Source organism: Streptomyces sp. NPDC031111 (assembly GCF_055570675.1).
This window is the reverse complement of sequence record NZ_JBVIGS010000011.1, coordinates 95,961-116,932: the sequence shown is the minus strand read 5'-3', so window position 1 is coordinate 116,932 and position 20,972 is coordinate 95,961. Positions and strand designations below refer to the sequence as shown.

Sequence of the window (20,972 nt, the reverse complement as noted above, 5' to 3'; positions counted from 1 at the left end):
GGTACGGCTGTCTGCTGAGCGAACGCTCAGTCGGTCGCCGATTGTTCCAGACGCACCACGACGGACTTGCTGGCCGGGGTGTTGCTGGTGTCCGCGGTGGCGTCCAGCGGCACCAGCACGTTGGTCTCCGGGTAGTACGCCGCCGCACACCCGCGCGCCGTCGGATAGTGCACGACACGGAAGCCGGGCGCCCTGCGCTCCACGCCGTCCTTCCACTCGCCGACCAGATCGACGTAAGCCCCGTCCACGAGTGCCAGCTCCCGTGCGTCCTCCGGGTTCACCAGCACCACCCGCCGGCCGTTCCTGATCCCCCGGTAGCGGTCGTCGAGCCCGTAGATCGTGGTGTTGTACTGGTCGTGCGAGCGCAGCGTCTGGAGCAGCAGCCGGCCCTTCGGCAACTCGGGGTACTCCACCGGCGCGGCGGTGAAGTTGGCCTTGCCGGTGGCGGTGGGGAAACGGCGTTCGTCGCGCGGGGCGTGGGGGAGCGCGAAACCTCCCGGGCGGGCCACGCGCGCGTTGAAGTCCTCGAAGCCGGGGATCACCCGCGCGATGCGGTCGCGGATCGTCGCGTAGTCCTTCTCGAACTCCTCCCACGGCACCGTGCTGCTCTCGCCGAGAACGCGGCGGGCCAGCCGGCACACGATGGCCGGCTCGGACAGCAGGTGGGCGCTCGCGGGCTCCAGCCGGCCACGGGAGGCGTGCACCATGCCCATGGAGTCCTCGACGGTCACGAACTGCTCGCCGCCGCCCTGGAGATCGCGTTCTGTCCGGCCCAGGGTCGGCAGGATCAGGGCACGCGCGCCGGTGACGGCGTGCGAGCGGTTCAGCTTGGTCGACACGTGCACCGTCAGCCGGGCCCGGCGCATCGCCGCCTCGGTGACCTCCGTGTCGGGGGAGGCGGAGACGAAGTTGCCGCCCATGGCGAAGAAGACCTTCGCCTTTCCGTCGCGCAGCGCGCGGATGGCCCGTACGACGTCGTAGCCGTGCTCGCGCGGCGGCTCGAAACCGAACTCCTTCTCCAGGGCGTCCAGGAACGCCGGAGCCGGCCGCTCGAAGATGCCCATGGTGCGGTCGCCCTGCACGTTCGAGTGGCCGCGCACCGGGCAGACGCCCGCACCCGGGCGGCCGATGTTGCCGCGCAGCAGAAGGAAGTTGACGACCTCGCGGATCATGGGCACGGAGTGCTTGTGCTGGGTGAGACCCATCGCCCAGCACACGATGACCCGCTTCGACTCCAGGACCATCCGCAGACACCGCTCGATGTCCCCGCGCGTGAGCCCGGTCGCGGTGAGCGTCCCGTCCCAGTCGGCGGCCCGCGCGGCCTCCGCGAACTCCTCGTAGCCGTGGGTGTGTTCCCGCACGAACTCCTCGTCGACCGCGCCGGGCGTGTCCAGGATCAGCTTGTTGAGGAGGCGGAACAGGGCCTGGTCGCCGCCGATGCGGATCTGGAGGAACAGGTCGGTCAGGGCGGCGCCGGCGGTGAGCCCCTTCGCGGTCTGCGGGTTCTTGAAGCGCTCCAGGCCCGCCTCGGGCAGCGGGTTGACGCTGACGATCCGCGCGCCGTTCTCCTTGGCCTTCTCCAGCGCCGACAGCATGCGCGGGTGGTTGGTGCCGGGGTTCTGTCCCGCGACGATGATCAGGTCGGCCTTGTGGAGGTCCTCCAGCAGGACGCTGCCCTTGCCGACGCCGATCGTCTCCGACAGGGCCGAGCCGGAGGACTCGTGGCACATGTTGGAGCAGTCGGGCAGGTTGTTGGTGCCGAGCTGCCGCGCGAACAGCTGGTAGAGGAAGGCGGCCTCGTTGCTGGTGCGCCCGGAGGTGTAGAAGACGGCCTCGTCCGGGGAGCCGAGGGCGGCGATCTCCTCCGCGACGATGTCGAAGGCCCGCTCCCAGGTGACCGGCTCGTAGTGCTCGCCGCCCTCGGGGAGGTACATGGGATGCGTCAGCCGGCCCTGCTGCCCCAGCCAGTAGCCGCTGCGGCCGGCCAGGTCCGTGACCGGGTGCGCGGCGAAGAACTCCGGCGTGACCCGGCGCAGGGTGGCCTCCTCGGCCACGGCCTTCGCGCCGTTCTCGCAGAACTCCGCCTTGTGCCGGTGCTCCGGCTCCGGCCAGGCGCAGCCCGGGCAGTCGAAGCCGTCCTTCTGGTTGACGCTGAGCAGCGTCAGCGCGGTGCGCCTCACGCCCATCTGCTGCTGGGCCATCCGCAGGGTGTGGCCGATCGCGGGAAGCCCGGCGGCCGCGCGCTTCGGCCCGGCGACCTGCGGCGCGTCCTGAACCGGATCACCCTTGGGCGGCTTCGTTGCCATCGCGCACTCCTGTTCACGCACACGTGTGAGGTAGATCTCCGATCCTGCCACGCCCCCCCCTCCCCTCCGGCACCCGCTCACAAGGCCCGCGCATTCGGCCCGCCCGGCGTTTAGGGACGAGGCCCGCGCACTCAGCCGGTCCGGCGTTCAGGGACGAGGCCCGCGCACTCAGCCGGTGCGGCGTTCAGGGACGAGGCCCGCAGGGCCGACGGGGGTCCGGGGCGCAGCCCCGGGGACGGGACGGGAAGGGGCGGCGGGGGCGAATCCATCCCACCGTCCGCCGACGGGACCGACTGTCAGTGCCACGTGGCAGGATCGGACACGTGGCAGAGACAGCATCGAAGAAGACCGACCCCCAGCCCCCCGGCGACCCCCGCCCCCGACTGATGCTCATGGACGGGCACTCGCTCGCATACCGCGCGTTCTTCGCGCTGCCCGCGGAGAACTTCACCACCGCGACGGGCCAGCCGACGAACGCGATCTACGGCTTCGCGTCGATGCTGGCCAACACCCTGCGTGACGAGGCACCCACACACTTCGCCGTCGCCTTCGACGTCTCCCGCAAGACGTGGCGCTCGGAGGAGTTCACCGAGTACAAGGCGAACCGCTCCAAGACCCCCGACGAGTTCAAGGGCCAGGTCGAGCTGATCGGCGAGCTCCTCGACGCCATGAACGCCGAGCGCTTCGCCGTCGAGGGCTTCGAGGCGGACGACATCATCGCCACCCTCGCCACCCAGGCCGAGGCCGAGGGCTTCGAGGTGCTGATCGTCACCGGTGACCGGGACTCCTTCCAGCTGGTCTCCGAGCACACCACGGTGCTGTACCCGACCAAGGGCGTCTCCGAGCTGACCCGCTTCACCCCGGAGAAGGTCTTCGAGAAGTACGGACTGACGCCCGCCCAGTACCCCGACTTCGCGGCGCTGCGCGGCGACCCGTCGGACAACCTGCCCGGCATCCCCGGCGTCGGCGAGAAGACCGCCGCGAAGTGGATCAACCAGTTCGGTTCCTTCGCCGAGCTGGTCGAGCGCGTCGACGAGGTCAAGGGCAAGGCCGGGCAGAACCTGCGCGACCACCTGGAGTCCGTCAAGCTCAACCGCCGCCTCACCGAGCTGGAGCGCCGGGTCGAGCTGACCAAGGGCGTCCCCGACCTGGAGCGGACCGCCTACGACCGCAAGGCCGTGGCGGTGATCCTGGACACCCTGGAGATCCGGAACCCGTCGCTGCGCGAGCGGCTGTTCGCCGTCGACCCGGGCGCGGAGGAGGCCGAGGCCACCCCCGTGGTCGCGGACGGCGTGGAGCTGGACGGCACCGTGCTGGGCGCCGGCGAGCTCGCCCCCTGGCTCGGCGAGCACGGCACCGGCCCCCTCGGCGTCGCCACCGTCGACACCTGGGCGCTCGGCAGCGGCTCGGTCGCCGAGATCGCGCTGGCGACGTCCACGGGCCCGGCCGCCTGGTTCGACCCGTCCGAGCTGGACGAGACCGACGAGCGGGCGTTCGCCGACTGGCTCGCCGACGCGGACCGCCCCAAGGTGTTCCACAACGCCAAGGGCGCGATGCGGGTCTTCGCCGAGCACGGCTGGAGCGTCGAGGGCGTCACCATGGACACCGCGCTCGCCGCGTACCTGGTGAAGCCGGGCCGCCGCTCCTTCGACCTGGACGCGCTGTCCCTGGAGTATCTGCACCGCGAGCTGGCCCCCGCCGCCGCCCCCGACGGCCAGCTGGCCTTCGGCGCGGACGACGGCGCGGAGGCCGAGGCGCTGATGGTGCAGGCCCGCGCCATCCTCGATCTCGGTGAGGCCTTCGAGGGCCGGCTGGCGGACGTGGGCGCGGCGGACCTGCTCCGCGACATGGAGCTGCCCACCTCCGCGCTGCTCGCCCGCATGGAGCGGCACGGCATCGCGGCGGACCGGGAGCACCTCCAGGCCATGGAGCAGATGTTCGCGGGCGCCGTGCAGCAGGCGGTGAAGGAGGCGCACGCGGCGGCGGGGCACGAGTTCAACCTGGGCTCGCCCAAGCAGCTCCAGGAGGTCCTCTTCGGGGAGCTGGCGCTGCCGAAGACCAAGAAGACGAAGACCGGCTACACCACGGACGCCGACGCCCTGGCCTGGCTCGCCACCCAGACCGACAACGAACTGCCGGTGATCATGCTCCGCCACCGTGAGCAGGCGAAGCTGCGTGTCACCGTCGAGGGCCTGATCAAGACGATCGCCGCGGACGGCCGCATCCACACCACGTTCAACCAGACGGTCGCCGCGACGGGCCGTCTCTCCTCGACGGACCCCAACCTCCAGAACATCCCGGTCCGTACGGACGAGGGCCGCGCGATCCGCCGCGGCTTCGTGGTCGGGGAAGGCTTCGAGTCCCTCCTCACCGCCGACTACAGCCAGATCGAACTGCGCGTGATGGCGCACCTCTCCGAGGACGCCGGCCTCATCGAGGCGTTCACCTCGGGCGAGGACCTGCACACCACGGCGGCCGCGCAGGTGTTCTCGGTCGAGCAGTCCGCGGTGGACGCGGAGATGCGCCGCAAGATCAAGGCGATGTCGTACGGCCTGGCGTACGGGCTGTCGGCCTTCGGCCTCTCCCAGCAGCTGAACATCGAGGCGGCGGAGGCCCGCGCCCTGATGGACGCGTACTTCGAGCGGTTCGGCGGCGTCCGGGACTACTTGCAGCGGGTCGTCGCCGAAGCGCGGGCGACGGGCTACACGGCGACGCTGTTCGGCCGCCGCCGCTATCTCCCCGACCTCAACAGCGACAACCGCCAGCGTCGCGAGGCGGCGGAGCGCATGGCGCTGAACGCGCCGATCCAGGGCACGGCGGCGGACATCGTCAAGATCGCCATGCTGAACGTGGACCGCGCCCTGCGCGAGGCGGACCTGAACTCCCGCATGCTCCTCCAGGTCCACGACGAAATCGTCCTGGAGCTGGCCCCCGGCGAGCGCTCCCGGGTGGAGGACCTGGTCCGCCAGGAAATGGCGAACGCGGTCCAGCTGCGAGTCCCCCTGGGCGTCTCGGTGGGCGCGGGCCCCGACTGGGAGTCAGCAGCCCACTGACCCAAGCACCGGGGCGAGGAACCACGTGCTCCTCGCCCCACCCGGCTGCCGGCGCCCGGCCCTGCACGGCCGGGGCCCGCCGCGCCCTGCTCCCGGGGGAGGGGTCCCGTCGCTGTTCGGCTGAGGCCCGCGGCCCTGTCCCCGCCGCGCCGCTGCTCCCGGGGGAGGGTCCCGCCGCTGTGCGGCCGGCTAGCCGCACAATTTCCGCCGCAACGGCGCATCCCGGCGGTGCGGAGCCGGCCCGAACCCCGGCGGGTCGCCGCGTGGCGTCCGGTTGCCGGGCGGTAGCTCCGGGGAGCGTCCTGCCCCTGCGCGGCCGGGCCCGCCGCCCTGTCCCCGCCGCGCCGGCGAGCCGCTGCTCCCGGGGAGAGGGTCCCGTGCTGTGCGGCCGGCTAGCCGCACAATTTCCGCCGCAGCGGCGCGCCGCCGCGACGGCGCATCCCGGCGGTGCCGAGCCGGCCCGAACCCCGGCGGGTCGCCGCGTGGCGTCCGGTTGCCGGGCGGTAGCTCCGGGGGAGCGTCTGCCCCTGTACGGCCGGGCCCGCCGCCATGTCCCCGCCGCGCCGGCGAGCCGCTGCTCCCGGGGGAGAGGGTCCCGTGCTGTGCGGCGGGCTAGCCGCACAACTTTCCGCCGCAACGGCGCGCCGCCGCGACGGCGCATCCCGGCGGTGCCGAGCCGGCCCGAACCCCCGGCGGGGGCACAGCGGCGCGGCCGACCGCCGGTCAGGGCCTTCCGGGGCAGGCCCCGCCCAGACGCGCGGCTGGCGCAAACTCACCGGCCCACCCCCGGAGGGAACCTTCACTCGCGTGGCCCCCGCAGAAGCGCCGCCGTCCGGTCGGCCGGACAACATGCCATGCATGGGTATACGCATGCTTCACCGCAGCGCGGCATCCCCGCGGGCCGACGCCGACGGACCCACCCTCGAGGCGTTTCCGCCGGTTCCGGTTTTCGCGGCCGCCGCAAGTACCGCCCGCACCCCCGCCACCCTCGCGACCGCCCTGCGGAACGCCACCGTGGACCTCGGCCGACGCATCACCGACGGCCGGTGGGGAACCGAACGCACCCCCACCCCCGCACCGCACCGGGGCGAGCAGCCGCCCTGGCGTCTGTGGGCCGAACTGACCCGCGCCTACCTCACCCTCGTACTCACCCTGCTGCCCCGGCCCCGCCCCGTCCGCACCGTCACCGTGTTCGTCGCGGCCGGCGACACCCTCAGCGTGCGGCCGTACGGCTCGGCCGCCGCGTACCGTCGCCCACCGGGCCCTCCGTGGCCGGACGCCACACCCTGACGGCCACCGCGTACAACGGCAGCGCGAGCGCGAGCCCCGCACCCGCGCCGAAGCACACGGACGGAATCAGTTCCCAGGGCTTCGCGGTCGAGCCCCAGTAGTCCCACCACCGCGAGGCCCGCTGCACCGCCCCCACCACCGCGCACCCGCCAAGCAGCGCGACGGCCCACCACCGGTCCCCGCCGGACAGCAACGGCACCCCTGAGGGCAGCCCCGCGCCGGCCGGCGTCCGCCGCAGTGCACGCGCGACGAACATCGCGATCACGACCGCCGCCACCGCCGAACCGCCGTACTGGAGGTACCAGTACAGAGGCGACCCCGCCACCTTCTCGCCCAGCACGGGAAACACCCGCATCCCCCACCGGTCGAGATGCGTGAACGCGTCCCAGACCACATGCGTCAACGCGCCCAGCACGGCGGAGACGTACCAGCGCGCCACCAGCGACGGCCGCACGCGTGCCCGCGGCGCACCGCACCGCAGGAGCGCCGCGACCCGTCCCTGCCGGGCCCGGGGCAGCAGCGCCACCAACGGTTCCCGCAGCAGCAGCCACAGCCCCACCAGCGCCCAGGCGATGAGCACATCGACCGTGAACACACCCGGGAACGCGTGGGTGACGTCACCGAACTCCATCGCCCCCGACAGGACACTCGCCGCGTAATACGTCATGTCGGGAGCGAAGCTCCCCGCGACCAGCGCGGCGGGAACCAGGGAACCCCGCCCGCTCCCGTCCGTGCGCACGGCGGGCAGCACTGCCGCCGCATGGCTCAGCGTGAACGGCAACTCGGCTCCTCATGGCAGCGATTGGCCGGGCCGACAGGCCCTGGTGATCATCAGACCCCAGTATGCGGGACGAGCGAACGTGGCGAAGCGGTGAATATCGGGCATGAACGGGTGTCCGAGCAAAGGAAGTTGTCGTAGGGTCGCGAGCGTCGTCCTGCCGGACGTCCGCGAGAGGGCAACCAGCGGGGCGGGGAGATCGTCACAACAGGGCGAACACAACACAGGGCTGACGGACGCCACGGCGTCCACGGGAGGGGTTCACTCTATGGCGGCGCATTTCGGCAGGAGGCTGCGCAAGGGAGCGGCAACCACCGCCGTGGCAGCGGCGGCCGTCGCGGCCCTTTCCGCGTCCCAGGCTCCGGGCGTGACGGTCGACGGCCAGGGCAGACAGTCCGCCACCGACGCCACACCGTCACCCGACGGGACTCCCGAGGGCACCGGCGCGACCGGCAACTCGCCCTACTACACGGACCTGCCGCCGCTCAACAGCCCCAACCCCTCCCCGTCCGCGAGCACCGGCACGGACACGCCCGGCGCGGCGGAGGCCGGCATCCCCGCGACCGTCCTCGACGCCTACAAGAAGGCCGAGGCCACGCTCCGCGAGAAGAAGCCCGGCTGCAACCTGCCCTGGCAACTCCTCGCCGCCATCGGCAAGGTGGAGTCGGGCCAGGCCCGCGGCGGACGCGTCACCGCCGACGGCACCACCGTCTCGCCCATCCTCGGCCCCCAGCTCGACGGCAACGGCTTCGCCCTCATCAAGGACACCGACAACGGTGCCTACGACGGCAACAGCACCTACGACCAGGCCGTCGGCCCCATGCAGTTCATCCCCTCCACCTGGGAGTGGGCGGGCCGCGACGGCAACGGCGACGGCCGCGACGACCCCAACAACATCTACGACGCCGCCCTCGCCGCCGGCCACTACCTGTGCCGTTTCGGCTGGGACCTGTCCGACCAGCGCGACCTGAACAAGGCGATCCTCAGCTACAACCACTCGACGGACTATCTGAACACCGTCCTGTCGTGGCTGGAGTACTACCGCAAGGGCACCCACGAGATCCCGGACGGCACCGGCACGCTGCCGGTGGACCGCAGCGACGACCGTGTCTCCCCGACGCGGCCGGGCGGCTCGCCGACGGCCGGCACCGGGGGCAACAGGCCGTCCGGCTCCAGTTCGAGCCCCAAGCCGCCGTCCGACGGCCGCCCGAGCACCCCGCCGCCCAGCACCACCCCGCCGCCCAGCACCACACCCACCCCGACGCCCACCCCCACGCCCACGCCCACCGACACGGTGCACCACCTCGAGGACGCCGGCACCGGGCAGCTCACGGCGATGGCGGGCGACACGTTCACCGAGCGGATCAGCGCCCGCGCGGAGACGGACGCCGGCAAGGCGGTGGCCAAGGTGCGGATCCGGTTCACCGTCATCGGCGACACCGACACCACCTTCACCGGCGGCGAGAGCGTGGCCACCGTCGTCACCAACAGCTCGGGCGTCGCCGTGGCCCCCGCGCTGAAGGCGGGCGAGAAGACCGGCCCCGTCGCCGTCCAGGCCACCGTGGTCGGCCGCTCGGTCAAGGGCGTCGCCTACAAGGCGACCGTCACCGAGCGCGCCGCCGACACCCTCGTCCGCACCAGCAACACGGCGCTGACCTGCACCCCGGGCGGCGAGTTCGCGGACGCGGTCGAGGTGAAGGCCACGTACGACGGCGCGGTCGCCGACAAGGTCGCCGCCACCGCGACGCTCGTCACGTCCGCCGACGACTCGACAGCGAACGACAAGGGTCCCTACTTCAAGGACGCCGACGGCAAGGCCGTCCGCACCCTGAGCGGCCTGAAGACGGACGCGAACGGTCTGCTGAAGCTGCCGCAGCTGTACGCGGACGACACCGCCGGCACGTTCCTGCTCCGCATCACCACCGCGGGCGGCGCGACCCTCACGGTCGAACTGACCGTGGCGGCGGCCACGACGGAGTCCCCGGCCCCGTCCACCAGCCCGTCGGCGAGCCCCACCGCCTGACGGAACCGGAAGGAACGGATCACCGCCTGAGCCGCGCGTTGGTGTGCCGGGTCGGCTCGGCGGTGGCCGGATCCTCCGGCCAGGGGTGCTTGGGGTAGCGGCCGCGCAGTTCGGCCCGTACGCCCCGGTAGCCGTCCCGCCAGAAGGAGGCGAGGTCGGCGGTCACGGCGGCGGGCCGCCCGGCCGGGGACAGCAGATGCACCAGCAGGGGCACCCCGGCCACCCGCGGTGACTCCTGGAGCCCGAACATCTCCTGGAGCTTCACTGCCAGCACCGGCTGCTCCGGGTCGGAGTAGTCGATCCGGATTCCGGACCCACTGGGCACGGTGAACCGCTCGGGAGCCAGCTCGTCGAGCCGCGCGGCCTCTCCGGAGGCCCAGGGCAGCAGCCGCCCGAGCGCCTGCTCGGCGTCGATCCGCGAGAGATCGGCCCGCCGCCGGGCACGGCTCAGCTCCGGCTCCAGCCACTCCTCCACGCGGGCGTGCAGCGCCTCGTCCGAGACATCGGGCCACGGCTCACCGAGCCGGCCGTGCAGGAACGCCAGCCGCTGCCGCAGCACGACCGCCCCGGCCGGCCAGCGCAGCAGCCCGAACCCCTCCTGCCGCAGCCCGTCGAGGAGCGCGGCCCGTATCCGCGCGGGGTCGGCGCCGGTGTGCGGCCGCACGGCCAGCTCCACCGCCCCGAGCCGTTTGACGCGCCGCGCGACGACGTCCCCGTCGGCCCACGACACCTCCTCACGGTGCTCCAGCAGCGCACCCGCCGCGGACCGTGCGATCCCCTCGTCGACAGCGGCCCCGAGCAGCACGCGCGCGTGCCCCCGCCCCAACGGCCGGTCGGCCACGGCGACGGCGACCCACTCCGCCCCGCGCAACCCGGACCCCGCCGCCACCTCGGCCCGGGTCCCGCCCACCATCAGACAAGAACCCCCCTCCACGCGAGCCACCCGCTCCGGAAAGGCAAGCGCCACGACGAGCCCGACCCGACCGTCCTCCCCGTCGCTGCCCGGCGTGGCAGAGGCGCCTCGTGCCACGCGGCCGAGGGCGCGCTCACCGGCCGCGGCGCTCGAGCCCCGCCCTGGTGCCGGGAAGCCGCCCTCCGCCGTGTCGTCGGGTCCCGACGCGCTGAGCGGTGTCCTGGACACGGCCTCGGTGTCGGAGCCACCCACCGACGCCGCCCCGGCGTCCCGCGCGGTGAGCGGTGCCCCGGGCCCGGCCCCGGCGCCGGACCCGGCCGTCGGCGTTGGCGCGGTGCCCCGCGCGGTGCCGTCGGCTGGCTCGGGCGTCAGGCGGTGGAGGCGGCGGGCCTCCGCGCGCCAGCGGGTGGCGTACGCGTCGCCGCCGCGCCGGGCGGCGCGCAGCGCACCGGCGAGGTCGTCGCCGTAGTCGCGCGGAGGCTCCTCCGAGAGCAGGGCGACCACCTCGGCGGCGAGGTCCGGGCCCACCACCGGCGCCGCGTCCGTCAGGGCGCGGCCCAGCCGGGGGTGCAGGCCCAGCCGCGCCAGCCGCGCCCCCCGCTCAGTGGCACGCCCGTCGGGTCCCACCGCACCGATCGCCGTCAGCACGGCCCGGGCCGCGGACATCGCGCCGCCCGGCGGGGGGTCCAGGAGGGCCAGACCTGAGGCGTCCGGATCGCCCCAGCAGGCCGCCTGGAGCGCGAACGCCGTCAGGTCCGCCACCTTGATCTCGGGGGACGGGAACCGCGGCAGCCGCGCGTCCTCCGCCTCCGCCCAGCAGCGGTACACCGCACCCGGCGCCTCGCGCCCGGCCCGCCCCGCCCGCTGCCGCCCCGCCGCGCGGGAGGCCCGTACCGTCGCCAGCGCGCTCAGCCCCCGCGCGTGGTCCACACGCGGCTCCCGAGCGAGCCCCGAGTCCACGACCACCCGCACTCCGGGAACCGTCAGCGACGACTCCGCGACCGAGGTCGCCAGCACCACCCGCCGCCGCTCCCCGACGGACAGCACCGCGTCCTGCACGGCCGCCGGCGCCCGCCCGTGCACCTGGAGCACGTCGACACCCCCGAGGTCCCCGAGCTGCCCGGCCACCCGGGCGATCTCGCCGACCCCGGGCAGGAACGCCAGCACGTCGCCGTCGCGGTCGGCCAGCGCCCGCCGCACCACCGACGCCACATGCGTCAGCAGCGCCGGATCGACCCGCATCCCGTGCGGCGGCCGTACCGGGCGCGCGGGCGGCGCCCACACCACCTCCACCGGGAACGCGGCACCGCGCGCCTCGACCACCGGCGCGTCCCCCAGCAGCCGCGCCCAGCCCTCCGCGTCCGTCGTCGCCGACGCGGCCACCAGCCGCAGCTCCGGGCGCAGCGTCTCGCGCACGTCCCACAGGAACGCCGCCGCCGTGTCCGCGTCCAGATGCCGCTCGTGGCACTCGTCGAGCACCACCACGTCCACCCCGGCCAGCTCCTGGTCGCGCTGCAACCGATGAAGGAGCACACCGGTCGTGACGACCTCCACGCGCGTGTGCCGCCCGACCGACCGCTCCCCGCGCACGGTGAAGCCGACGGACCCGCCGACCCGCTCGCCGAGCAGCCACGCCATCCGCCGTGCCGCCGCGCGGGCCGCGATCCGCCGCGGCTCGGCGACCACCACGCGCCGCGCGGGCCCGTCCCCGAGCAGCCCGGCCAGCGCCAGCGGCACGAGGGTCGTCTTACCGGTTCCGGGCGGCGCGACCAGCACCGCGGTGCCGTGCGCGTCGAGCGCGTCGGCCAGCCCGGGCAGGGCATCGCGTACGGGAAGGGCGTCCAGCGCGTCGTGACGGATCACGCACTCAGTCCCGTACGCACACGAAGACCGCCGTCCCCGGGATCAGATTCCCGCGCAGCGGGGACCAGCCGCCCCACTCGGAGGTGTTCCAGGCCGGCCACTCCGGCTCCACCAGGTCCACCAGCCGGAAACCGGAGGCGACGACGTCCCGCACCCGGTCGCCGAGCGTCCTGTGGTGCTCCACGTACACCGCGCGGCCCTCCTCGTCCTGCTCGACGTAGGGCGTGCGGTCGAAGTACGACGCGGACACGCTCAGCCCCTCCGGGCCCGGCTCGTCCGGGAACGCCCAGCGGATCGGATGCGTCACCGAGAACACCAGCCGCCCGCCGGGCCGCAGCACCCGCCGCACCTCGCGCAGCACCAGCCGCGGGTCGGCCACGAAGGGCAGCGCCCCGTACGCCGAGCAGGCCAGGTCGAAGGACCCGTCCGCGAAGGGCAGCGCGCCCGCGTCCGCGCACACCAGCGGGAACGGCCCGCCGATCCGCAGCGCGTGCTGCAACTGCCGGTGCGAGATGTCCAGCGCCACCGGACGGGCTCCCTGCGCGGCCAGCCAGCGCGAGCACTGCGCCGCGCCGGCGCCCAGCTCCAGGACGTCCCGCCCCTTCAGCTCCTCCGGCGGGCCGAGCAGCTCCGCCTCCACCTCGTCCAGTCCCTCGGGCCCCCACACGAAGCGGTCGTCGCCGAGGAACGTGCCGTGCTCGATCTGGTACTCGTCCGCGTTGCGGTCCCACCAGCCCCGGTTGGCGCGGGAGCTCTCCGTGACACCGGCCTGCCGCCGGGTCGCCTCCGGTTCGGGCGCTTCGGGCTCTTGGATGATGGGCTCCCTCGTCGTACTCTTCCGTCCAACCAGCCGGTCCCCGGCGTGTCGCCGAAGGGGTCTCAAGGCCCCTGCGTGGCCTCGGGGGACGGCAGTTGTGCCGGTTATGCGGCGATCCGCCCCGGGTGGGCGGCTTCGCGCATTGACCCTGCCCGGCTGCCCCCGTATGCTACAAGTTGCGCTGCGGGCCTGCGCACCTCAGACGTAGCAGGCTGCGCTCGCATCTGTTGTATGTCCCCTCGGTTCTCGAGGCGCCATCACCAGTTTCTGGTGAGGCGCTTCCTTGGCTGTCCGGCTTCTGCAGAGCGAAACGGGCTCCGGCGTAGCAGTACCTACGACTTCAATGTCCGTACCGGAGCCCTTTCCCACATGACGAGCAGCACCGAGACCACCGCCACCACCCCGCAGGTAGCGGTCAACGACATCGGTAACGAGGAAGCATTCCTCGCAGCGATCGACGAGACGATCAAGTACTTCAACGACGGCGACATCGTCGACGGCGTCATCGTGAAGGTCGACCGGGACGAGGTCCTGCTCGACATCGGTTACAAGACCGAAGGTGTCATCCCGAGCCGCGAGCTCTCGATCAAGCACGACGTCGACCCGAACGAGGTCGTCGCCGTCGGCGACGAGATCGAGGCCCTGGTCCTCCAGAAGGAGGACAAGGAAGGCCGCCTGATCCTCTCGAAGAAGCGCGCCCAGTACGAGCGTGCCTGGGGCACCATCGAGAAGATCAAGGAAGAGGACGGCATCGTTACCGGTACCGTCATCGAGGTCGTCAAGGGTGGTCTCATCCTCGACATCGGCCTCCGCGGCTTCCTCCCGGCCTCCCTGGTCGAGATGCGCCGTGTCCGCGACCTCCAGCCCTACGTGGGCAAGGAGCTCGAGGCGAAGATCATCGAGCTGGACAAGAACCGCAACAACGTGGTCCTGTCCCGCCGTGCCTGGCTGGAGCAGACCCAGTCCGAGGTCCGCCAGACGTTCCTCACCACCCTCCAGAAGGGTCAGGTCCGTTCCGGCGTCGTCTCCTCGATCGTCAACTTCGGTGCCTTCGTGGACCTGGGTGGCGTCGACGGTCTGGTCCACGTCTCCGAGCTCTCCTGGAAGCACATCGACCACCCGTCCGAGGTTGTCGAGGTCGGCCAGGAAGTCACCGTCGAGGTCCTCGACGTGGACATGGACCGCGAGCGCGTCTCCCTGTCGCTGAAGGCGACCCAGGAAGACCCGTGGCAGCAGTTCGCCCGCACCCACCAGATCGGCCAGGTCGTGCCCGGCAAGGTCACGAAGCTGGTTCCGTTCGGTGCGTTCGTCCGCGTGGACGAGGGCATCGAGGGTCTGGTCCACATCTCCGAGCTGGCCGAGCGCCACGTGGAGATCCCGGAGCAGGTCGTCCAGGTCAACGACGAGATCTTCGTCAAGGTCATCGACATCGACCTCGAGCGCCGTCGCATCAGCCTCTCGCTGAAGCAGGCCAACGAGTCCTTCGGTGCCGACCCGTCGGCGGTCGAGTTCGACCCGACCCTGTACGGCATGGCCGCGTCCTACGACGACCAGGGCAACTACATCTACCCCGAGGGCTTCGACCCCGAGACCAACGACTGGCTCGAGGGCTACGAGAAGCAGCGCGAGGAGTGGGAGCGCCAGTACGCCGAGGCGCAGCAGCGCTTCGAGCAGCACCAGGCGCAGGTCATCAAGTCCCGCGAGGCGGACGCCCAGGCCGCTGCCGAGGGTGGCGAGGCCGCCGCTCCGGCCGCGTCCGGTGGCGGTTCGTACTCCTCCGAGGGTGGCGACCAGTCCGGCGCGCTGGCCTCGGACGAGGCGCTGGCCGCTCTGCGGGAGAAGCTGGCGGGTGGGCAGAGCTGACGCTCTGCGCTGACGCTTAGCCGTTGACTGAGGGGCCGTACCTTTTGAGGTGCGGCCCCTCAGTGCTGTCCCCCTCCGGGGTTGTGGGGCGGCTGCGGGGCGGTGGGGGTCTTGCGCGGTTCCCCGCGCCCCTGAGGGGTTGTGGGTCGCCTGCGGGCCGGTGGGGGCTCGGCGCGCAGTTCCCCGCGCCCCTGGGGAGTTGCCGGCGCCCCGGGTGAGAAGGTGCGCCCTCCTGTCACGGGGGCGTTGGTCCGGGCGGGGAATGTCGGTGCCGCGTGCCACGTTGTGTTGTACGAACACGAGGAGGAGCGGTCACTGTGCTTGATCCGCAGGGTTTGTACGCCTGGGAGCCGAAGGGGCTGAGCGTCGTCGACATGGCGCTGGCCCAGGAGTCGGCCGGACTTGTCATGCTCTACCACTTCGACGGATACATCGACGCGGGGGAGACCGGGGACCAGATCGTCGACCGGCTGCTCGACTCGCTGCCCCACCAGGTCGTCGCCCGGTTCGACCACGACCGGCTCGTCGACTACCGCGCCCGCCGCCCGCTGCTCACCTTCACCCGCGACCGGTGGAGCGACTACGACGTGCCCGCCATCGAGGTGCGCCTCGTCCAGGACGCCACGGGAGCGCCCTTCCTGCTGCTCTCCGGGCCCGAGCCGGACGTGGAGTGGGAGCGCTTCGCCGCCGCCGTGCGGCAGATCGTGGAGCGCCTCGGCGTGCGCCTGTCGGTGAACTTCCACGGCATCCCGATGGGCGTCCCGCACACCCGCCCCGTCGGCATCACCCCGCACGGCAACCGCACCGACCTCGTCCCGGTGACCAGCAGCGCCTTCGACGAGGCACAGGTGCCGGGCAGCGCCGAGGCGCTCGTCGAGTACCGGCTCATGCAGGCCGGGCACGACGTCCTGGGCGTCGCGACGCACGTGCCGCACTACATCGCCCGCTCCCCGTACCCGGACGCGGCACTGACCGCCCTGGAGGCCATCACGGCCGCGACGGGACTGGTGCTGCCCGGCGTCGCGCACGCCCTGCGCACCGACGCCCACCGCACCCAGACGGAGATCGACCGCCAGATCCAGGAGGGCGACGAGGAACTCACCGCCCTCGTCCAGGGCCTCGAGCACCAGTACGACGCCGCCGCGGGCGCGGAGACCCGGGGCAACATGCTCGCCGAGCCGGTGGAGATCCCGTCGGCGGACGAGATCGGCCGCGAGTTCGAGCGCTTCCTGGCGGAGCGGGAGGGCGACAACTGACGCCCTCCGGACCGGGAGCCGTGGACACCCCTAGGGGGTGTCGTTTGGATCAGGCCGGCTCCAGGTGGCGGCGCCTTGTCAGCCGACGCGACCCCGGCAAGATCCAAACGGCACCCCCTATAGGCTGCTGTCCATGCTGACAGTGGGCCTGACCGGTGGTATCGGTGCCGGCAAGAGCGAGGTGTCGCGGCTGCTCGTGGAGTGCGGGGCCGTACTGATCGACGCGGACCGCATCGCGCGCGAGGTCGTCGAGCCGGGTACGCCCGGCCTGGCGGCGGTCGTGGACGCCTTCGGCGAGGAGGTCCTCACCGCGGACGGCGCCCTCGACCGGCCCAAGCTGGGCTCCATCGTCTTCGCCGACCCGGAGAAGCTGGCCGTCCTCAACTCGATCGTCCACCCCCTGGTGGGTGCCCGCTCCCGCGAGCTGGAGCAGGCCGCCGCCGAGGACGCGGTGGTCGTCCACGACGTCCCCCTCCTCACGGAGAACGGCCTCGCACCCCTCTACGACCTCGTGATCGTCGTCGACGCGAGCCCGGAGACCCAGCTCGACCGGCTCGTGGGGCGGCGCGGCATGACAGCGGAGGACGCACGTGCGCGGATGGCCGCCCAGGCCACCCGCGAACAGCGCCGGGAGATCGCGGACATCGTCATCGACAACGACGTGCCGCTCGCCGAGCTGGAGCAGCGGGTCAAGGACGTGTGGTCGGAGCTCGCGCACCGGGCGTCCCGGCAGTCCCCTCCGGAATAGAGGGCGCCGGACGGGGCGTTGAACCCGTTCAGTGAGGGAAGGATTCCGCCGTGCCCGAGACCAGCGGTTCGACCGGACGTACGCCGGAAACGCATGTCATCGACTTCCGCGCCGCCGAGCACCTGCTTGCCTCCCGGGACCCGCGGGGCGCGGTGAAACTCCTCGACGGCGTCATCGACGTCCACCCGGAGAACACGGCCGCGCGGCTGCTGCGCGCGCGGGCGTTCTTCGCGGCGGCGCAGCTGCGCCCCGCCGAGCTGGAGTTCTCCCTCGTCCTGGAGCGCGAGCCGGACAACGCGTTCGCCCACTTCGCGCTCGCCCGCACCTACCAGCGGCAGGGCCGTCCCCACCCGGCCAAGCGCCACTTCCGGCTGGCGGCGGCGCTGGACCCGAACCCGGAGTACCTGAAGGCCGCGCGCTTCGACGGCTGACCGCCGGCCGCGCTACGGCGGGTTCCTCGGCGGCTGGTACGGCGGGACGCCGGGCCCCGGCTGGTAGTGCGGCCCCTGGCGGATGTGCCGGAGCACGACGACCAGGTCGACCGTGATCAGCAGCCACAGCAGCCCGCAGGCGAGCGCCCAGCCGGGGTGACCCGCGAGCGCGAACGCCACCGTCGCGGACACCGACCAGAACACGCCCCACACGCTCAGCCAGAACCGCATCCGCAGAGCACTGCGCGCGGTCGTCGGTTCACTGCCCGTACGCATCACGATCACCACTTCCGTCCGCGCGGGTCGCTTGCCTCCCGGGTTCCCCGTACGAGGACCTCGCGTCACTCGGTCGGGTGAAGCTCGGCCGGTGGGGAACGGGCGTGCGGAGGCGGTCCGTTGGATGGGCATGGAGCTGAAAATGCGTGAGGGGTACGAGGGGACGGGTCCCGGGGCGATCACCCCGGACGGCTGCGCGGTGGAGCTGTACTCGCGGCTGCCCGTCGGGGACGAGCCGGACATCATCGCCGCCGCGGTACCGGCGGGGGCGCGGGTCCTGGAGCTGGGCAGCGGCGTCGGACGGATGACGCACGCGCTGCTGGAGCGCGGCTTCGACGTCACGGCGGTCGACGAGTCCGCCGAGATGCTGGAGCGGGTGCGCGGGGCGCGGACGATACGCGCGGCGATAGAGCGGCTCGACCTGGCCGAGACGTTCGACGTGGTGCTCCTCGCCTCCTTCCTGGTGCACACGGGGGACGAGGAGGTGCGGCGCGGGATGCTGCGCACCTGTGTACGGCATCTGGCGCGAGGCGGGTGCGTGCTGATCCAGCGGGAGGGCGAGGACTACCACAGCAATGTGCCGCGCGAGCGGGTGGACCCGGCCGGCTTCACCGTGCGGATCGTGTCGACGGAGCCGGTCGGCGACGGCGTCGACTCGGTTCACGCGGAGTACGTGTTCCCGGACGCGACCTGGACCCAGACGTTCCGTTCCCGCCCGCTGACCAGGGAACAGTTCGAGGAGGCCCTGGGGGAGGCGGGCCTGGGAGTGGACCGGTACCTGACACCGGACAGGGTGTGGGTGAGGGCGGTCCCGGTGGCCGGGGCCTGAGCACGCGGGGCCGCCGCGGACGAGCGGACGTCGCCGTACGGGTCGCCTCCCGCGGTGCGCGGGGACACCGTCCGCTCATGGACGGGCCGCAGCACTCATGGACGGGCCGCACCACCGGAGCCCTTGCCACGGCCCTTGCGCCCGCCGGACCCACCACGCCCGCCGGTTCCGCCGGGCCCGGCGTCCAGGTCACCGGCGCGCCCCCGGCCGCCCGAGCCACCCGGTCCCCCCGGTGCGCCGAGTCCGCCCGGCCCTACCGGCGGTCCGAAGGCGCCCGGCGCTCCCAGCCCGCGCAGCCGTTCCATGTCGCGGCGGTCGCGTTTCGTCGGGCGGCCCGTGCCTCGGTCGCGGATGCCGGCCGGGGCGACGGCCTCGCGGGGCGGGGGCGGCGGGGAGTTGTCGATGTAGCACTGGACGGCCACCGGGGCGCCGACCCGCTTGCGGATCAGCCGCTTGACGACGACGATTCGCTCCCGCGTCTCGGCCCGCAGCCGCACCTCGTCACCGACGCGCACGGAGTGCGAGGGCTTCACACGCTCGCCGTTCACCCGGACATGCCCGCCCTTGCAGGCGGCGGCGCCGAGCGACCGCGTCTTGACCAGCCGCACCGACCAGATCCAGCTGTCGACGCGCACGGACTCACCACTCTGCGGCCCGGCCGCCTCGGCGGCGGCCACGGCGGCGGCGACCTTCGGGTCCTCGGCACTCTCAGAAGCCATGGTCCCGACCTTAACTCCCGGGCCCGGCCGGTGGTGCGGGGTTTTCCGCCGCCCCGAACACCTACCGTGGAGCCATGGACCCCCGTGGCCTCAACCTGCTCGACCGGCGCATCGCCGGCTGCCGCGCCTGCCCCCGGCTGGTCGAGTGGCGGGAAGAGGTCGCCAGGACCAAGCGGGCCGCGTTCGCGGACTGGACGTACTGGGGGAGGCCGGTGCCGGGTTTCGGGCCGTCGGACGCCCGGCTGCTGATCGTCGGGCTGGCACCGGCCGCGCACGGCGGGAACCGTACGGGGCGGATGTTCACCGGCGACCGTTCCGGAGACGTGCTGTACGGGGCGTTGTACGACGTGGGACTCGCCTCACAGCCGACCTCCGTGCGCACCGGGGACGGCCTGGAGCTGTACGGCGTACGCGTCACCGCGCCCGTGCACTGCGCCCCGCCCGCCAACAAGCCCACCCCAGGGGAGCGGGACGCGTGCCGGCCCTGGCTGGTGCGGGAGCTGCGGCTGCTGCGGCCGACGGTGCGGGCCGCGCTGGTGCTGGGGGCCTTCGGCTGGCAGGCCGCGCTGCCCGCGTTCGCCGAGGCCGGCTGGACCGTGCCCCGGCCCCGCCCCGCCTTCGCCCACGGCGCCCATGTCACGCTGGACGCGCCGGACGGGCCCGGCCTCCATCTCTTCGGCTGTTTCCACGTCAGCCAGCGCAACACCTTCACCGGCCGCCTCACCCCCGAGATGCTCCGGGACGTGCTGCGCACGGCGGCCGACGCGGCGGGGCTGCCCACGCGGAAATGAGATGATCCGCCCCCGCCGGCACCACTAGGTTGTCGCGATGGGCAGATATCCGGAGATCGAACCGTACGACCACGGCATGCTCGACGTCGGTGACGGCAACCGCGTGTACTGGGAGACCAGCGGCAACCCACGGGGCAAGCCCGCGGTGGTGCTGCACGGCGGGCCGGGCTCCAGTGCCGGCCCCAACCTCCGCCGCTACTTCGACCCCGCCGCCTACCGCATCGTGCTGCTCGACCAGCGCGGCGCCGGACGCTCCACACCCCCCGCGAGCGACCACGCCACCGACATGAGCGTCAACACGACCGCCCACCTCATGGACGACCTGGAGCGGCTCCGCACCCACCTCGGCATCGAGCGGTGGCTGGTGTGGGGCGTGTCCTGGGGATCGGTGCTCGGCCTGCGGTACGCGCAGACCCACCCCGGGGTGGTCTCCGAACTGGTGCTGACCGGCGTGGCCACCGGCTCCAACCGCGAAGTCGGCCTCCTCACCCGCGGCTTGGGCACCGTCTTCCCCGAGGCCCACGAGCGGTTCCTCGCCGGACTGCCCGCCGACGAGCGCGACGGCAACCTCGCCGCCGCGTACAACAGGCTGCTGGAGTCACCCGACCCGGAGGTCCGGGAACGCGCCGCGAAGGACTGGACCGACTGGGAGACGGCGACGATCCCCGCGCCCCCGGGCTCGGTCGCGCGCTTCCAGGACCCGGTGTTCCGCATGGGCTTCGCCCGTACCGTCACCCACTACTGGGGCAACGACCACTTCCTCGGCGGCGGCGAGGACAACGACGAGGGAGTCGTCCTCCGCGACGCCCATCTCCTCGAGGGCATCCCCGGCACCCTCGTCCAGGGCAGCCTCGACTTCGGCAACCTCCTCGGCATCGTGTGGCGCCTCCACCATGCCTGGCCGGACAGCGAGTTGACGATCGTGGACGATTCCGGCCACGACGCGGGCGACATCGGCGACGACGCACTGGTGGCGGCGACGGACCGGTACGCGCGCCGCCGCGGCTGAACGCCGT

General features: G+C 73.0%; 16 protein-coding genes. 10 read left to right on the top strand and 6 right to left on the bottom strand.

Annotation, left to right across the window (positions count from 1 at the left end):
* Positions 1-26: 26 nt before the first annotated feature.
* Positions 27-2,306, bottom strand: coding sequence for an FdhF/YdeP family oxidoreductase (locus ACZ470_RS23110; protein WP_468429915.1), 2,280 nt, complete (start codon positions 2,304-2,306; stop codon positions 27-29).
* Positions 2,307-2,629: 323 nt separating this feature from the next.
* Here ACZ470_RS23110 and polA point away from each other — a divergent pair, with 323 nt between their 5' ends.
* Both polA and ACZ470_RS23100 read left to right on the top strand, forming a co-directional pair.
* Positions 2,630-5,359 (top strand): DNA polymerase I, encoded by a 2,730-nt coding sequence (gene polA / locus ACZ470_RS23105; protein ID WP_468429913.1) that lies wholly within the window; start codon positions 2,630-2,632, stop codon positions 5,357-5,359.
* 858 nt (positions 5,360-6,217) lie between these two features.
* Positions 6,218-6,649, top strand: coding sequence for a hypothetical protein (locus ACZ470_RS23100; RefSeq protein WP_468429912.1), 432 nt, complete (start codon positions 6,218-6,220; stop codon positions 6,647-6,649).
* Here ACZ470_RS23100 and ACZ470_RS23095 read toward each other — a convergent pair.
* Positions 6,573-7,430, bottom strand: coding sequence for a DUF4184 family protein (locus tag ACZ470_RS23095; protein ID WP_468429910.1), 858 nt, complete (start codon positions 7,428-7,430; stop codon positions 6,573-6,575). The genes ACZ470_RS23100 and ACZ470_RS23095 overlap by 77 nt on opposite strands.
* 265 nt (positions 7,431-7,695) lie before the next feature.
* On the opposite strand from ACZ470_RS23095, the gene ACZ470_RS23090 reads away from it, so the two are divergent.
* On the top strand, positions 7,696-9,450 hold the full coding sequence (locus tag ACZ470_RS23090) for a lytic transglycosylase domain-containing protein (protein ID WP_468429908.1): 1,755 nt from the start codon (positions 7,696-7,698) through the stop codon (positions 9,448-9,450).
* A gap of 19 nt (positions 9,451-9,469) precedes the next feature.
* Here ACZ470_RS23090 and ACZ470_RS23085 read toward each other — a convergent pair whose 3' ends face one another.
* Together ACZ470_RS23085 and ACZ470_RS23080 are read right to left on the bottom strand one after the other, a co-directional pair.
* Complete coding sequence (locus ACZ470_RS23085; protein ID WP_468429906.1) at positions 9,470-12,226, bottom strand: ATP-dependent RNA helicase; 2,757 nt, start codon at positions 12,224-12,226, stop codon at positions 9,470-9,472.
* 4 nt (positions 12,227-12,230) lie between these two features.
* Positions 12,231-13,076, bottom strand: a complete 846-nt coding sequence (locus tag ACZ470_RS23080; protein ID WP_468430235.1) for a class I SAM-dependent methyltransferase — start codon at positions 13,074-13,076, stop codon at positions 12,231-12,233.
* 336 nt (positions 13,077-13,412) lie between these two features.
* On the opposite strand from ACZ470_RS23080, the gene rpsA reads away from it, so the two are divergent.
* The 4 genes from rpsA (at position 13,413) to ACZ470_RS23060 (ending at position 17,341) form a co-directional block, all read left to right on the top strand.
* Entirely contained in the window at positions 13,413-14,906 is a 1,494-nt protein-coding gene (gene rpsA / locus ACZ470_RS23075; protein ID WP_361030119.1) for a 30S ribosomal protein S1, read from the top strand.
* Between the two features lie 317 nt (positions 14,907-15,223).
* Positions 15,224-16,162 (top strand): PAC2 family protein, encoded by a 939-nt coding sequence (locus ACZ470_RS23070; protein ID WP_468429903.1) that lies wholly within the window; start codon positions 15,224-15,226, stop codon positions 16,160-16,162.
* Between the two features lie 133 nt (positions 16,163-16,295).
* A complete protein-coding gene (coaE, locus tag ACZ470_RS23065) occupies positions 16,296-16,910 on the top strand; it encodes a dephospho-CoA kinase (protein ID WP_468429901.1) in 615 nt (204 codons plus the stop codon).
* 50 nt (positions 16,911-16,960) lie between these two features.
* Entirely contained in the window at positions 16,961-17,341 is a 381-nt protein-coding gene (locus tag ACZ470_RS23060) for a tetratricopeptide repeat protein (protein ID WP_468429900.1), read from the top strand.
* A gap of 12 nt (positions 17,342-17,353) precedes the next feature.
* On the opposite strand, the gene ACZ470_RS23055 is transcribed toward ACZ470_RS23060, so the two are convergent.
* Positions 17,354-17,617 carry a DUF6343 family protein gene (locus tag ACZ470_RS23055; protein ID WP_468429898.1) on the bottom strand — a complete coding sequence of 88 codons (264 nt, stop codon included), beginning with the start codon at positions 17,615-17,617 and terminating at the stop codon, positions 17,354-17,356.
* Positions 17,618-17,759: 142 nt separating this feature from the next.
* Between ACZ470_RS23055 and ACZ470_RS23050 the strand changes: the two genes are divergently transcribed.
* The gene (locus ACZ470_RS23050) at positions 17,760-18,446 is read left to right on the top strand and encodes a class I SAM-dependent methyltransferase (protein ID WP_468429896.1); all 687 of its coding nucleotides are present in this window, start codon (positions 17,760-17,762) and stop codon (positions 18,444-18,446) included.
* 95 nt (positions 18,447-18,541) lie between these two features.
* On the opposite strand, the gene ACZ470_RS23045 is transcribed toward ACZ470_RS23050, so the two are convergent.
* A complete protein-coding gene (locus tag ACZ470_RS23045) occupies positions 18,542-19,165 on the bottom strand; it encodes an RNA-binding S4 domain-containing protein (protein ID WP_468429895.1) in 624 nt (207 codons plus the stop codon).
* 74 nt (positions 19,166-19,239) lie between these two features.
* Between ACZ470_RS23045 and ACZ470_RS23040 the strand changes: the two genes are divergently transcribed.
* Together ACZ470_RS23040 and pip are read left to right on the top strand one after the other, a co-directional pair.
* The gene (locus ACZ470_RS23040) at positions 19,240-19,956 is read left to right on the top strand and encodes a uracil-DNA glycosylase (protein WP_468429893.1); all 717 of its coding nucleotides are present in this window, start codon (positions 19,240-19,242) and stop codon (positions 19,954-19,956) included.
* 37 nt (positions 19,957-19,993) lie between these two features.
* The gene (gene pip / locus ACZ470_RS23035; protein ID WP_468429891.1) at positions 19,994-20,965 is read left to right on the top strand and encodes a prolyl aminopeptidase; all 972 of its coding nucleotides are present in this window, start codon (positions 19,994-19,996) and stop codon (positions 20,963-20,965) included.
* The last annotated feature ends 7 nt before the right edge of the window (positions 20,966-20,972 follow it).